The following is a 13,089-nucleotide window of genomic DNA, read 5'->3' as shown; positions in this document are numbered from 1 at the left end:
GGGCGCGTGCAGAGCAAGATGCGACACTGGGCGTTGGCGGCGGCACCGCTGGCGCTGGCCCTGCTGGCGACCGGCTGTGAGAGCGCGTCGGGCGCCGGGGCGGAGCCGAAGGCCACGTCCACCACGTCCGCCACGTCCACGGACCGATCCGTGGCCCGGGTGTGCGCCAAGCCCGCGGCCGGGCCGGCGAAGGCACCGGCGGGCGCGGTGACGGTCGACCCCGCGAAGGTCGGTGACCTGGCGGCGAAGACCAAGAGCAGCCCCCCGAACACCACGTTCTGGCTTCGGCCAGGCAGGCACAGGCTCGACCCGGACCGCTACGCCCAGGTCATCCCCAAGAAGGGGGACCGCTACATCGGTGCGCCCGGCGCGGTGCTCGACGGCCGGAAGAAGAACCAGTACGCGTTCGCCGGTACCGCCGGCGACGTCACCATCGGCTATCTGACCGTGCAGGGTTTCGTCGCGCCGCCGGACGAGGGCGTGGTCAACCATGACTCGGCCGACGGATGGGTGATCGAGCACACGACGATCCAGGACAACTCCGGCGCCGGGCTGATGGCCGGCGCCCGCCAGCAGGTCCGCGCCAACTGCCTGCGCGACAACGGCCAGTACGGCATGAACGCCTACAAGGCCACCGGCCGTATCAGCGGCCTGGTGGTCGAGGGCAACGAGATCGTGGGCAACAACACCGGCGACTGGGAGCGGAAGCGGAAGGGCTGCGGCTGCACCGGAGGCATCAAGTTCTGGGCCGTCAACGGCGCCGATGTACGAGGCAACTGGGTGCACGACAACCGCGGAACCGGGTTGTGGGCGGACACCAACAACAATGACTTCCTCATCGAGAACAACGTGATCGAGGCCAACGACGGTGCCGCGCTGATCTACGAGATCAGCTACAACGCGATCATCCGGAACAACACGATCCGGCGGAACAACTGGGTCGAGGGCCGCAAGGCGGCCAAGAGCGGCGACAGCTTCCCGTTCGCGACCGTCTATCTGTCCGAGTCCGGCGGCGAACCACGGATCCGAGCCCGCACGAACAAGATCGAGATCTACGGGAACGAGCTGCAGAACAACTGGTCAGGGATCACCCTGTGGGAAAACGCCGACCGGTTCTGCAACAGCCCGGCCAACACCTCGTCCGGTGACTGCACTTTGCTGGTGAAGAACACCAAGCGCTGCGCGAAGCCGGCGATCACCAAGGCACCGCTCTACTCCGACTGCCGGTGGAAGACCCAGCGGGTGGACATCCACGACAACCGCTTCGTGCTCGACAAGTCCGTCCTCAAGTGCACGGAGAAGTGCGACCGCATGGCGCTCCTCGCCAACTACGGAACCTATCCGGACTGGTCGCCGTACAAGGGCGAACAGGTAGCCGACGCGATCACCATCAAGCAGCACAACCGTTGGCACAACAACGTCTACGTCGGACCGTGGAAATTCGTGGCCGAGGACACGAGCCGGGTGCTCGACTTCGGACAGTGGCAGACCACGCCGTACCGGCAGGACACGGGCAGCACCCTCGACCTACGGGCCGGTGGTTGAGATGGGCGTGGACCTGACGCGCGGCGGGCTGCCGGGCGGACCGGACACCGCGGCAACGCAGCCCGGCGCCGCCCCGCGCCCCGCCGGCACACCGAGGATCGTCGGGATCGTCTGGGGGCTGCTGATCCTCAACACACTCGGCTCCGCCGGGGCGAAGACCATCGTCCCGCTGCCCCGCTCCCTCATCCAGATGGTCACCATGGGTGCGCTGGTCTCCGCGTTCGCGCTGGCGCTGGCGGTCAATCTCCGACTGCGCATCCGAGCCAGCGCCTACGTGTTCCTGCTCACCCTGCTGCTGGTGGCGAGCGTGATCTCCAGCGCGAACCTGGAGTCCGGGTTCGGCGCGCTGTTCCGCTGCTTCCGGCTGACTCTCTTCGTCGGCACGCTGTGGCTGCTCAGCCGCTGGTGGGACGGCAGCGTGACGTTCGTCCGGCACCACATCCGGATGTACTTCGCGGTGCTCGGATCGGTGGCCGTCGGCCTGGCCGTCTCACCGGGCGCGGCCCTGCCCGACCTCTACGGCGGACGCCTCGTAGGCGCGTTGTGGCCGCTCACCCCGCCGCAGATCGGGCAGTACGCCGCGGTGATCATCGGGCTCACCGTACTGCTCCTACTGGGGCGCCGGACCGACGGGACGAGCGCCGCGGTGGTCATCGTGCCTTCGCTCGTGCTGCTCGCGCTGACCCATACCCGGACGGCCACGCTCGGCCTGCTCCTGGGGCTGGCGTTGGCGATCTGCTCACTCATCCTGACCAGCGCCGCCGCCCGCCGTTTCTTCACCTGGACGGTGCTGTGCGTCGTGGTGGCCGCGGTGGGGTTCGCCTCCGCGCTGCAGTCGTGGTTCCTGCGCGGACAGAGCAAGGAGAACTTCTCCAGTCTCACCGGCCGGGCCAAGGTCTGGGACGCCCTGCTGGCGGCGCCCCGGTCGACCACGGAGCAGCTGTTCGGCGTGGGCCTGGGCGACAAGTCGTACGGCGGGCTGCCGATCGACAACAGCTGGCTGGCCGTCTACAACGAGCAGGGTCTGATCGGCGTCACCCTCGTCGCGTTGATCATCGTCGTGCTGGGCGGCGTCGCGTTGCTGCGGCCACCGTCGCTGCAGAGGGCCTGCGCGATCTTCCTGATCAGCTACTGCGCGATCGCGTCGTACACCGAGGCCGGTCTTGGCGACGCCTCGCCGTATCTGCTGCATCTGGCCCTGGCCGCCTCGCTGTTGGCGGCCCCCGCGGAGGCCGCTCCCCTCTCGACGCCCGACGTCCCTCGACGACACATCCCGCGCTGGGCCCGTAGATCGGAGGTGATCTGAGCATGCACGTCCTCGTGGTGCACAACCGCTACAACTCGGCGCAGCCGAGCGGGGAGAACAAGGTCGTCGACCAGGAGGTGGAGCTGCTGCGCTCGGCCGGCCACCGGGTCGAGGTGTTCGAGCGGCGCAGCGACACCATCGCCGACCGGTCCCTGCCCGGAAAGGTCGCGGTGCCGCTCCTTGTGCCGTGGAACCCGGCGGTCCGCAAGGAGCTCGCCGCCCGGCTGCGCGCCGAGCGGCCGGACGTGGTCCACGTCCACAACGTCTTCCCGCTCCTGTCGCCCGCGGTGCTCGCCGCCTGCGCCGACGCCGGTGTGCCCGCCGTCGCCACGCTGCACAACTACACCCAGGTCTGCCCGCCCGGCACACTGCAGCGGGACGGCCGGCCATGCACCGAGTGCGTCGGCTCTGCACCGCTGCCCGCCGTCCGGCACGGCTGCTACCGGGGCTCCCGCCTGGCGACGGTGCCGCTCGCCGTCAGCCTGTCGGTCAACCGGCGGCGGTGGTGGTCCGGCGTGGAGCGGTTCTTCTGCATCTCCGCGGCGCAGCGCGACGTCCTGGTGCGGTCCGGCATGCCGGCCGAGCGGCTGGCGGTGAAGCACAACTTCGTGCCGGAGCCGGGCAGTTGCCGAGCGGGTGACGGCGAGCATGTGCTCTATCTCGGCCGGCTCGCGGAAGCCAAGGGCGTACGGCTGCTCATGGCGGCGTGGGACGAGATCGCGGCGAGCGGCGGTGTGGGCGTGCCGCTCGTGATCGCCGGCGCGGGGCCGCTGGAGGGCGAGGTGACCGCCTGGGCAGCGGGACGGGACGACGTGCGCTACGTCGGCCTGTACGACACGGCGGAGTGCCAGAAGGCCATCGCGCGATCGGTCGCCGTGGTGGCTCCCTCGACGTGGCTGGAGGCGTTCGGCCTGGTGGTCGTGGAGGCGATGGCGGCCGGGGTGCCGACCGTCGCCGCCGGTCACGGCGCCTTCGTCGAACTCGTCGAGGACGGGGTGACCGGGTTGCTGCACCGGCCGGGCGAGACAGCCTCGCTCGCGTCCTGCATACGCCGGATCACGGCAGATCCGGACCGCAACCAGGAGATGGGCCGGGCGGCCCGGCTCCGTTACGAACAGGGTTTCAGCCCGGCGGTCGGTCTTGACCGCTTGGTTGATGAGTACCGCACCGCGATCGCGGGTCGGTCAGCACTGGCTCGCGGCGGGGACACCCGCGCGAGCAGGGGGGATGGGGACAGCAGATGACACGATGCCGACTTTGCGGCTCGGCGACGCTGGCGAGCGTCGTCGACCTGGGGGCGACGCCACCATGTGAGAGCTTTCTCGCCGCGGACCAACTGGACCAGCCGGAGCCCGCGTACCCGCTGCATCTGCGGGTCTGCACCGACTGCTGGCTGGCGCAGATCCCTCCGCTGATCACGCCGGAGGAGACGTTCAAGGAGTACGCGTACTTCTCCTCGTACTCGACCTCCTGGGTGGAGCACGCGCGCACGTTCGTCGCCGGCGCCGAGGAGCGTCTTGCTCTCGGCCCGGACGCCTTCGTGGTCGAGGTCGCGAGCAACGACGGGTACCTGCTGAGGCACGTGGTGGACCGGGGGATCCGCTGCCTCGGCATCGAGCCCTCGGTGAACGTCGGCGCCGCGGCGCGTGACGCGGGCGTGCCCACGCTCACGGAGTTCCTGAGCCCGGAGACCGGGGCCGCCGTCCGCGAAGAGCACGGGCCGGCCGACCTGGTCGTGGCCAACAACGTGTACGCGCACATCCCCGACGTCGTCGGGTTCACCCAGGGACTGCGCGCCCTGGTCGCCGACGACGGCTGGGTCTCCATCGAGGTGCAGCACCTGCTGACCCTGATCGAGGAGAACCAGTACGACACGATCTACCACGAGCACTTCCAGTACTACACGGTCGCGTCCGCGATCCGAGCCCTGGCGAGCGGCGGACTCACGCTCGTGGACGGCGAGTTGCTGCCCACGCACGGCGGCTCCATCAGGCTGTGGGCCCGGCCGAACGAGGTGGCCGGCGAGCCGACGCAGCGGGTGACCGATGTGCTGGCCCGGGAGAAGGCCGCCGGGCTGCAGGAGCTGTCCGGGTACACCGAGTTCTCCGCCCGGGTGGCCAAGGTGCGCCGGGACCTGCTGCGGTTCCTCATCGAGGCGGCCGAGCGCGGCGAGACGGTTGTCGGCTACGGCGCCCCGGGCAAGGGCAACACCCTGCTCAACCACTGCGGCATCCGGTCCGACCTGCTCGCGTACACGGTCGACCGCAACCCCTACAAGCACGGCAGGTTCACCCCGGGCACCCGCATCCCGATCCTGCCGCCCGAGCAGATAGCCGCCGACAAGCCGGACTACGTCCTCGTCCTCCCGTGGAACCTGCGGGCCGAGCTGGTCGAGCAGCTGTCCTTCGTGCACGACTGGGGCGGCCGCCTTGTCTTTCCCATCCCGGAACTGAGCATTGTCGAGGTCAAGCGATGAAGGTCGTACTGTTCTGCGGCGGTTACGGGATGCGGATGCGCAGCGGCGCCGCAGACGACGTACCCAAGCCGATGGCGATGGTCGGCCCGCGCCCGCTGATCTGGCATGTCATGCGCTACTACGCGCACTTCGGGCACACGGAGTTCATCCTGTGCCTCGGCTACGGGGCGCACCACATCAAGAACTTCTTCCTCAACTACGAGGAGACGACGTCCAACGACTTCGTGCTCCGGGGCGGGAAGACCGAGCTGCTGTCCACCGACATCGCCGACTGGACGATCACGTTCGCGCAGACCGGCATCGAGTCGCCGATCGGGGAGCGGCTGCGCCGGGTGCGGCACCACCTCGACGGCGACGAGATGTTCCTCGCCAACTACGCCGACGTGCTCACCGACGCGCCGCTGCCGGAGATGATCGACCGGTTCGCCCGGCGCGACGCCGGTGCGTCGATGATGGTGGTGCCGCCGCAGTCCTCGTTCCACTGCGTGGAGCTGGGCGAGGACGGCCTGGTGGGGGGCATCACCGCGGTGAGCGAACTGCCGCTGTGGGAGAACGGCGGCTACTTCGTGCTCCGCCAGGAGGTCTTCGACCACATACCCGAGAACGGGGACCTGGTCGCCGACGGATGTGCCCAACTGGCCAAGCAGGGACGGCTGGTGGCCCATCAGCACCGCGGCTTCTGGAAGCCGACCGACACCGTGAAGGAGCGGGCCGCGCTCGACGAGGCCTACGCCCGGGGCGACCGGCCGTGGGCCGTGTGGGAGCGCGACGGCGCGAGTGCCGGAGCGAGAGCGTGATCGGGCTCGGGGCCGGACCCCTGGACCGGATCGTCGCCGTGGGCGCGCACTGCGACGACATCGCCATCGGCGCCGGCGGCACCCTGCTGACGCTGTGCCTCGCGCGACCGGGCATCCGCGTCGACGCGCTGGTGCTCTCCGGCGGCGGCACCGACCGTGAGCAGGAGGAGAAGGCCGCGCTCGCCGCCTTCTGCCCGGGCGCCGACCTGCGGCTGACCGTGCTCAAGCTGCCGGACGGCCGGATGCCCGTGCACTGGGACGAGGCCAAGGCCGCGGTCGAGGAGCTGCGCGGGCAGACCGAGCCGGACCTGATCCTCGCCCCGCGCACCGATGACGCGCACCAGGACCACCGCGGCCTGGCGCAACTGATACCCACCGCGTTCCGCGACCACATGGTCCTCGGCTACGAGATCGTCAAGTGGGACGGCGATCTCGGCCGTCCGGCGGCGTACCAGCCGCTGACGCCGGAGACCGCCGAACAGAAGGTGCAACTGCTGCAGGAGCACTACCCCTCGCAGCGGCACCGGCCCTGGTACGACCGGGAGGCCTTCCTCGGCCTCGCCCGGATCCGCGGCATCGAATGCCACGCCCGCTACGCCGAGGCGTTCGCCGTCACCAAACTCACGCTCAACCTGGGGAACTGAACTATGCGCGTACTACTGACCGGACACCAGGGCTACCTGGGCACGGTGATGGCCCCGGTCCTCACGGCCGCCGGGCACGAGGTCGTCGGCCTCGACGCCGGCCTGTTCGCCGACTGCGTGCTGGGCGAGCCGCCCGCGGACCCGTCCGGGCACCGGGTGGACCTGCGCGACGTCACGGCCGAGCACGTGGCCGGGGTGGACGCCGTGATCCACCTGGCCGCGCTCTCCAACGACCCCCTGGGATCGCTGGCGCCGGAGCTCACCTACGACATCAACCACCACGCGTCCGTACGACTGGCCCGACTGGCCCGCGACGCCGGAGTGCGGCGCTTCCTGTACGCGTCCACCTGCTCGGTCTACGGCGCCGCCGGCGGTGACGAGCTGGTGACCGAGGACGCCCCGCTGCGCCCGGTGACCCCGTACGCCGAGTCCAAGGTGCGCGTGGAGGACGACCTGCACGCGCTGGCCGACGACGACTTCACCCCGGTGTTCATGCGCAACGCCACCGCCTTCGGCTACTCGCCCCGGCTGCGCGCCGACATCGTGCTGAACAACCTGGTGGGCCACGCCCTCCTGTCCGGCGAGGTGCTGGTGCTCTCCGACGGCACCCCCTGGCGCCCGCTGGTGCACGCCGCCGACATCGCACGCGCCTTCGCGGCCGCGCTCGTCGCACCGCAAGAAGCGGTCCACGACCGGGCGTTCAACATCGGCAGCGAGACCAACAACGTCACGGTCGCCGAGATCGCGGAGCAGGTCGCCGAGGCGGTGTCCGGCGCGAAGGTGAGGATCACCGGGGAGAACGGTGCCGATCCGCGGTCGTACCGGGTGGACTTCTCCCGGTTCCGTGCCGCGATCCCCGGCTTCGACTGCGAGTGGTCGGTGAAGCAGGGCGCGCTCGAACTCGCCGACGCCTACCGGAAGTTCGACCTGACCCGGGAGAACTTCGAGCAGCGCTTCACCCGCCTCGCCGTGCTGCGCGCGGCGTCCGACGCCGGCACCGTCGACGACACCCTGCGGTGGCGCCGATGACCGCAGTCGGCGAAGAGATGCACGCCCTGGTGGAGCGGCTCTACCCGCTGTGCCGGAGCATCACCGGCGACGGTGTGCGCGCCACCCTGGACATCGTCGGCGAGTACGTCCCGCTGCAGGTGCACGAGGTGCCGACCGGGACGCAGGTCCTCGACTGGACGGTGCCGCAGGAGTGGAACATCCGCGACGCCTACATCGCCGACACCACCGGCCACCGGGTCGTCGACTTCGCCGCTTCCAGCCTGCACGTGCTCGGCTACAGCGTGCCGGTGTCGGCGACCATGCCGCTGGCCGAGCTGCGCGAGCACCTGCACACGCTGCCGGACCACCCGTCCTGGGTGCCGTACCGCACGAGTTACTACAAGCCGGAATGGGGGTTCTGCCTGGCCCAGGAGACCCTGGACGCGCTGCCGGACGGCGACTACGAGGTACACATCGACTCCACCCTCGCCGATGGCCACCTCACCTACGCCGAGCATGTGGTCCCCGGGCAGGTCCCGGACGAGGTGATCGTCTCCTGCCACGTCTGCCACCCGTCGCTGGCCAACGACAACCTGGCCGGCATCGCGGTGGCGACGTTCCTGGCCCGGGCACTGGCCGAGCAGACGCCGTACTACACCTACCGGTTCATCTACGCGCCCGGCACCATCGGGGCGATCACCTGGCTGGCCCGCAACGCGGAGCGGGTGGAACGGGTCAAGCACGGCCTCGTGCTGGCCTGCGCCGGGGACCGGGGCCAGTTGACGTACAAGCAGAGCAGACGCGGCGACGCGGAGATCGACCGGGTGATGCGGCATGTGCTGACTGCATCCGAACGCCCGCACCACGTCGACGAGTTCACTCCGTACGGCTACGACGAGCGGCAGTACTGCTCGCCCGGGTTCAATCTCGGCGTGGGCTCGCTCAGCCGGACCCCGTACGCCGGGTACCCCGAGTACCACACCTCGGCGGACAACCCGGACTTCGTCTCCCCGGAGGCGATGGCGGACACCCTTGCCGTCTGCCGCGAGGCGTTCGCCGTGCTCGACCGCAACCGCAGGTACCTCAACCTCAGCCCTTACGGCGAACCACAGCTGGGACGGCGCGGGTTGTACGACGCGCTGGGCGGCCGAAGCGACACCAAGCAGGCGCAGATGGCCATGCTCTGGGTGCTCAACCTCTCCGACGGCGAGCACAGTCTGCTGGACGTCGCCGAGCGGTCCGAGCTGCCGTTCGACACCGTCGCCGTCGCGGCCGACGCCCTGCACGGCGCCGGACTGATCAAGGCATGACGCCGATGACCACCCAGGGGGAGAAGACGACGACACCGGCCGGGTCCGCCAAGCGGGCCCTCGTCGGCCGGCTGTCCTGGGGACTGGCCGACCAGGCGGCCTCCAGTATCAGCAACTTCGCGGTGGGCATCTACGTGGCCCGCTCGCTGGGGGTGACCGCGTTCGGCGTGTTCAGCCTCGCCTGGGTGACCTACGGCGTGGTGCTCAACGTCTCGCGCGGCCTTGCCACCGATCCGCTCGTGGTGCGCTTCAGCGGTGTGCCGGACGCGTCCTGGCGCGGGGCGGTGGCTCGGTCGTCGGGTACCGCGCTCGGCGTCGGTGGTGCCCTCGGCGCGGCGTCCGTGGTGGCGGGCCTTGCTCTGGGTGGCCGCGTGGGGCCCGCGTTCGCCTGCCTCGGTGTGATGCTGCCGGGGCTGCTGCTGCAGGACGCCTGGCGGTTCTCGTTCTTCGCCGCCGGCACCGGGCGCAAGGCGTTCGTCAACGACGTCGTGTGGGGCGTCGCGCTCATCCCCGCCATGGCGGTGGCCGCCCGTGTCGGCAGCGTGGCCGCCTTCGTGCTCGCCTGGGGCGCATCCGCCACCGTGGCCGCCGGGTACGGCTACCTCCAGTCCGGCATCCGGCCGCGGATGACCGAGGCGCGCGGGTGGCTGCGCGAGCAGCGCGATCTCGGCTACCGCTACCTGGTCGAGAACGTCAGCCTCAGCGGCGCCAGCCAGTTGCGGGCCTACGGGCTCGGCGCGATCGTCGGGCTCGGCGCGGTGGGCGCGGTGCGCGGCGCCGAACTCCTGATGGGGCCGTTCCTCGCCGTGCTGATGGGCCTGTCGCTGGTCACCGTCCCGGAGGCGGCACGGGTGCTGCGACAGGCCCCGCATCGCCTCGGCAAGTTCTGCCTCCTGCTGGGCGGCGGGCAGGCCGCCGCCGCGCTGCTCTGGGGCGGGTCGCTGCTGCTGATGCCGGACCGGCTCGGCCGGCTGGTGCTCGGCAGCGTCTGGCACTCCGCCTCGCAGCTCATCGCTGCGATCACCCTCGGCGTTGCGGGCGCCGGCCTCGGCACCGGCGCGGCCGCCGGGCTGCGCGCGCTCGGCGCGGCCCGGCGCAGCCTGCGCTGCCAGCTGTTCGCCTCCGCCTGCTACGTCAGCGGCGGGCTCGGTGGCGCGGCGTTGGCCGGCACGGTCGGCTCGGCCTGGGGCGTCGCCACCGCGACCGTCAGTGGCTCGGCCGTGTGGTGGCTGCAGCTGCGGTCCGCCCTGCGCGAGCACCACCACACCACCGTCCCCGAAGTGAGGACCTCATGACCGCCCAACCCAGGCTGAGCATCGGCCTGCCCGTGTACAACGGCGAGGAGTACCTCGCCGAGTCGCTCGACGCCCTCCTCGGCCAGACCTACGAGGATTTCGAGCTGGTCGTCTCCGACAACGCCTCGACCGACGGGACCGAGGACATCTGCCGCAAGTACGCCGCGCAGGACTCGCGCATCCGGTACCTCCGGCTGCCCCGGAACGTCGGCGCCACGCCGAACCACAACTACGTGTTCACCGAGTGCCGCGGCGAGCTGTTCAAGTGGGCCTCGCACGACGACCTCTACGCCCGCGACCTGCTGCAGCGCTGCATTCAGGCGCTGGACGAGCGGCCCGACGTGATCCTCGCCCACGCCGACCAGGCGGTCATCGACGGCGACGGCCAGGTGAAGGTGCCCTACGAGTACACGCTCGCCACCGACTCGCCGCACGCGCCCGAGCGATTCCGCAGCATGCTGTTCGAGCCCGGCGGTGACGACTTCTACGGGGTGATCCGGGCCGACGCGCTGCGCCGGGTGAAGCCGATGGACAGCTACCACCACGCGGACCGCACGTTTGTCGCCGAGATCGCCCTGCACGGGCGCTTCCACCAGGTGCCGGAGCTGCTGTACTTCCGCCGCGACCACCCCAACCGCGCCGAGCGGGCAAACCCGTCCAAGCGCTCCCGGTGCGTCAACCTGGACCCGCGCCGGGCGGGCCTGCTGCACCCGACGCCCCGGCTGCTCGCCGAGTACATCTGGGGCTTCGCCTCGGCGATCCGGCGGGCGCCGTTGTCCCCGGCCGACCGGCGCGCGTGCTACCGCCACCTGGCCGCGTGGATGACCAGCCGGGTCCGGCCGGGCGCCGGCGAGCGGGTCGAGGACCGCGCCCCGGTCGACCCGGCCAAGCTGACCGTCTCCGTCGACGCCCTCGTCGCGGGGCGTGAAGGGAGGCGGGCATGACGTCCGCGGACGAAACTCCGGTGCGCGTCGGGGTGTTCGGCCTGCTCGGCTCCGGCAACCTCGGCAACGACGGGTCGCTCGAGGCCGTCCTCGGATACCTCCGCGCCGAGCACCCGGATGCGGTCGTGGACGCGTTGTGCGGTGGTCCCGAGGCCGTGACGACCCGGTTCGGGATCCCCGCCACGCGGCTGCACTGGAACCGCGCGGAGTACCGGACCGCGTCACGTGCGGGCGCGATCGTGTCCAAGGGTCTGGGCAAACTCGTCGACGTCTTCCGCACCGCAGCCTGGGTGCGCCGGCACGACGTGGTGATCGTGCCGGGCATGGGCGTCCTGGAGGCCACGCTGCCGCTGCGGCCGTGGGGCTTCCCGTACTCGCTGTTCCTGCTCTGCGTGAGCGGCCGGCTGCTGGGCACCCGGGTCGCGCTGGTCAGCGTCGGTGCCGCCGAGATCCGCAACCGCCCGACCCGGGCCCTGGTGCGCTGGTCGGCGCGGCTGGCCGCGTACCGGTCCTACCGGGACGCCCAGTCCCGTGACGCGATGCGGGCGATGGGCGTGGACACCGCGCGCGACGAGGTCTACCCGGACCTCGCCTTCTCCTTGCCCACGCCGCAGGCGAGCGCCCCCTCGGACTCGCCCGGCACGGTCTGCGTCGGCGTCATGGACTTCCACGGCGGCAACGACGACCGCGCCCGGGCCGAGGAGATATACCGGCGCTACCTCGACGGGACGATCCGGTTCGTCCGCACGCTGGTCGAGGAGGGCAGACCGGTCCGGCTGCTCACCGGCGACCAGTGCGACGTGTCGGTGGTCGCCGCGATCCTCGACGCGGTGGACTCACCGCTGGTCACCGCTGCCGAACCGGCCTCGCTGGCCGACCTGATGAAGGAGATGGCGGCCGCCGATACGGTGGTGGCGGTCCGTTACCACAACCTGATCTGCGCGCTGAAGACCGGCACTCCGGTGCTCGCTCTCTGCTACGCGGCCAAGAGCGACGCGCTCATGACGGAGATGGGCCTCGGTGCGTACTGCCACCCGGCGCGCGAGGTCGACGCCGACCGGCTGCTGGAGCAGTTCCGGGCGCTGGAGAAGCAATCGCCCGAGCTGCGGCAGACGCTCATCGAGCGGAACCGGGCCGCCGCCCGGCGACTCGACCACCAGTTCAACTCCTTGACCACGGCCCTGTTCCCTCCGGCGGACCACGCCCCCACCTCGCGGAAGGCTCCATGAAAGCGACCGAAGTCCCGGAGATCGCCGGCGCCCACCTGTTCGAGCCGACGCCGTACGCCGACGAACGCGGCTTCTTCTGCCGCACCTTCGACGCCGACGTGGTCCGCTCGGTGGGCCTCGACCCGAACGCCTTCATCCAGGACAGCGTCTCCCGCTCGGTCCGCGGCGTGCTGCGCGGCCTGCACCTGCGCTCCGGCGCCGGCGAGGCCAAGCTGGTGCGGTGCTCATACGGGAGCATCTTCGACGTCGTCGTGGACCTGCGGCCGGACTCGCCGACGTACCGCAACGTGGCCACCTTCGAGCTGTCCGGCGAGACGCAGGTGACCCTGTACATCCCGGCGGGGTGCGCGCACGGCTTCCAGGCGCTGACCGAGACCGCCGACACCTCGTACCGGATCGACCGCCCGCACGATCCGGCCGAGGACGTGACGATTCGCTTCGACGACCCGGAGCTCGCCATTCCCTGGCCGCTGCCGGTCACATCGATGTCCCAGCGGGACCGGGAGGCGCCGAGCCTCGCCGAGGTCCTGAAGCAGAAGGAGAGCTGAAGTCA

At 70.9% G+C, this 13,089-nt stretch carries 12 protein-coding genes; all 12 read left to right on the top strand.

All coding sequences use genetic code 11. From position 1 onward, the window contains the following. The first annotated feature begins 6 nt into the window (after positions 1-6). The 12 genes from P2Q00_RS06885 to rfbC are packed head-to-tail and all read left to right on the top strand — an operon-like array spanning position 7 to position 13,084. Positions 7-1,545, top strand: coding sequence for a right-handed parallel beta-helix repeat-containing protein (locus P2Q00_RS06885; protein ID WP_275770526.1), 1,539 nt, complete (start codon positions 7-9; stop codon positions 1,543-1,545). Between the two features lies 1 nt (position 1,546). Further along, positions 1,547-2,851 carry an O-antigen ligase domain-containing protein gene (locus tag P2Q00_RS06880; RefSeq protein WP_275770524.1) on the top strand — a complete coding sequence of 435 codons (1,305 nt, stop codon included), beginning with the start codon at positions 1,547-1,549 and terminating at the stop codon, positions 2,849-2,851. Between the two features lie 2 nt (positions 2,852-2,853). Next, positions 2,854-4,095, top strand: a complete 1,242-nt coding sequence (locus tag P2Q00_RS06875) for a glycosyltransferase (protein ID WP_275770522.1) — start codon at positions 2,854-2,856, stop codon at positions 4,093-4,095. Continuing rightward, complete coding sequence (locus tag P2Q00_RS06870; protein ID WP_275770520.1) at positions 4,092-5,327, top strand: class I SAM-dependent methyltransferase; 1,236 nt, start codon at positions 4,092-4,094, stop codon at positions 5,325-5,327. Before P2Q00_RS06875 ends, P2Q00_RS06870 begins: the two co-directional genes overlap by 4 nt. After that, positions 5,324-6,124 carry a sugar phosphate nucleotidyltransferase gene (locus P2Q00_RS06865; RefSeq protein WP_275770518.1) on the top strand — a complete coding sequence of 267 codons (801 nt, stop codon included), beginning with the start codon at positions 5,324-5,326 and terminating at the stop codon, positions 6,122-6,124. Before P2Q00_RS06870 ends, P2Q00_RS06865 begins: the two co-directional genes overlap by 4 nt. Then, positions 6,121-6,768: a PIG-L deacetylase family protein gene (locus P2Q00_RS06860; RefSeq protein WP_275770516.1), complete on the top strand. Its 648-nt coding sequence runs from the start codon at positions 6,121-6,123 to the stop codon at positions 6,766-6,768. The genes P2Q00_RS06865 and P2Q00_RS06860 overlap by 4 nt, the downstream gene beginning before the upstream one ends. A gap of 3 nt (positions 6,769-6,771) precedes the next feature. After that, on the top strand, positions 6,772-7,797 hold the full coding sequence (locus tag P2Q00_RS06855; RefSeq protein ID WP_275770514.1) for an NAD-dependent epimerase/dehydratase family protein: 1,026 nt from the start codon (positions 6,772-6,774) through the stop codon (positions 7,795-7,797). Then, entirely contained in the window at positions 7,794-9,068 is a 1,275-nt protein-coding gene (locus P2Q00_RS06850; RefSeq protein ID WP_439145895.1) for a DUF4910 domain-containing protein, read from the top strand. Before P2Q00_RS06855 ends, P2Q00_RS06850 begins: the two co-directional genes overlap by 4 nt. After that, entirely contained in the window at positions 9,065-10,363 is a 1,299-nt protein-coding gene (locus P2Q00_RS06845; RefSeq protein WP_439145894.1) for an MATE family efflux transporter, read from the top strand. Before P2Q00_RS06850 ends, P2Q00_RS06845 begins: the two co-directional genes overlap by 4 nt. Next, positions 10,360-11,307, top strand: a complete 948-nt coding sequence (locus P2Q00_RS06840; RefSeq protein ID WP_275770508.1) for a glycosyltransferase family 2 protein — start codon at positions 10,360-10,362, stop codon at positions 11,305-11,307. Before P2Q00_RS06845 ends, P2Q00_RS06840 begins: the two co-directional genes overlap by 4 nt. Further along, the gene (locus P2Q00_RS06835) at positions 11,304-12,536 is read left to right on the top strand and encodes a polysaccharide pyruvyl transferase family protein (RefSeq protein WP_275770506.1); all 1,233 of its coding nucleotides are present in this window, start codon (positions 11,304-11,306) and stop codon (positions 12,534-12,536) included. The genes P2Q00_RS06840 and P2Q00_RS06835 overlap by 4 nt, the downstream gene beginning before the upstream one ends. Then, positions 12,533-13,084: a dTDP-4-dehydrorhamnose 3,5-epimerase gene (gene rfbC, locus P2Q00_RS06830; RefSeq protein ID WP_275770504.1), complete on the top strand. Its 552-nt coding sequence runs from the start codon at positions 12,533-12,535 to the stop codon at positions 13,082-13,084. The genes P2Q00_RS06835 and rfbC overlap by 4 nt, the downstream gene beginning before the upstream one ends. The last annotated feature ends 5 nt before the right edge of the window (positions 13,085-13,089 follow it).

The sequence above is a fragment of the Streptomyces coacervatus genome, assembly GCF_029223485.1.
GTDB classification, from domain to species: domain Bacteria; phylum Actinomycetota; class Actinomycetes; order Streptomycetales; family Streptomycetaceae; genus Streptomyces; species Streptomyces coacervatus.
This window is presented reverse-complemented; position numbering and strand designations above follow the sequence as displayed.

Excerpts from the sequence above, each read along its gene's own strand:
- P2Q00_RS06855 (WP_275770514.1), top strand. The coding sequence starts at position 6,772 with ATGCGCGTACTACTGACCGGACACCAGGGCTACCTGGGCACGGTGATG.
- P2Q00_RS06880 (WP_275770524.1), top strand. The coding sequence starts at position 1,547 with ATGGGCGTGGACCTGACGCGCGGCGGGCTGCCGGGCGGACCGGACACC.
- P2Q00_RS06845 (WP_439145894.1), top strand. The coding sequence starts at position 9,065 with ATGACGCCGATGACCACCCAGGGGGAGAAGACGACGACACCGGCCGGG.
- P2Q00_RS06835 (WP_275770506.1), top strand. The coding sequence starts at position 11,304 with ATGACGTCCGCGGACGAAACTCCGGTGCGCGTCGGGGTGTTCGGCCTG.
- P2Q00_RS06865 (WP_275770518.1), top strand. The coding sequence starts at position 5,324 with ATGAAGGTCGTACTGTTCTGCGGCGGTTACGGGATGCGGATGCGCAGC.
- P2Q00_RS06840 (WP_275770508.1), top strand. The coding sequence starts at position 10,360 with ATGACCGCCCAACCCAGGCTGAGCATCGGCCTGCCCGTGTACAACGGC.
- P2Q00_RS06850 (WP_439145895.1), top strand. The coding sequence starts at position 7,794 with ATGACCGCAGTCGGCGAAGAGATGCACGCCCTGGTGGAGCGGCTCTAC.
- P2Q00_RS06875 (WP_275770522.1), top strand. The coding sequence starts at position 2,854 with ATGCACGTCCTCGTGGTGCACAACCGCTACAACTCGGCGCAGCCGAGC.
- rfbC (WP_275770504.1), top strand. The coding sequence starts at position 12,533 with ATGAAAGCGACCGAAGTCCCGGAGATCGCCGGCGCCCACCTGTTCGAG.
- P2Q00_RS06870 (WP_275770520.1), top strand. The coding sequence starts at position 4,092 with ATGACACGATGCCGACTTTGCGGCTCGGCGACGCTGGCGAGCGTCGTC.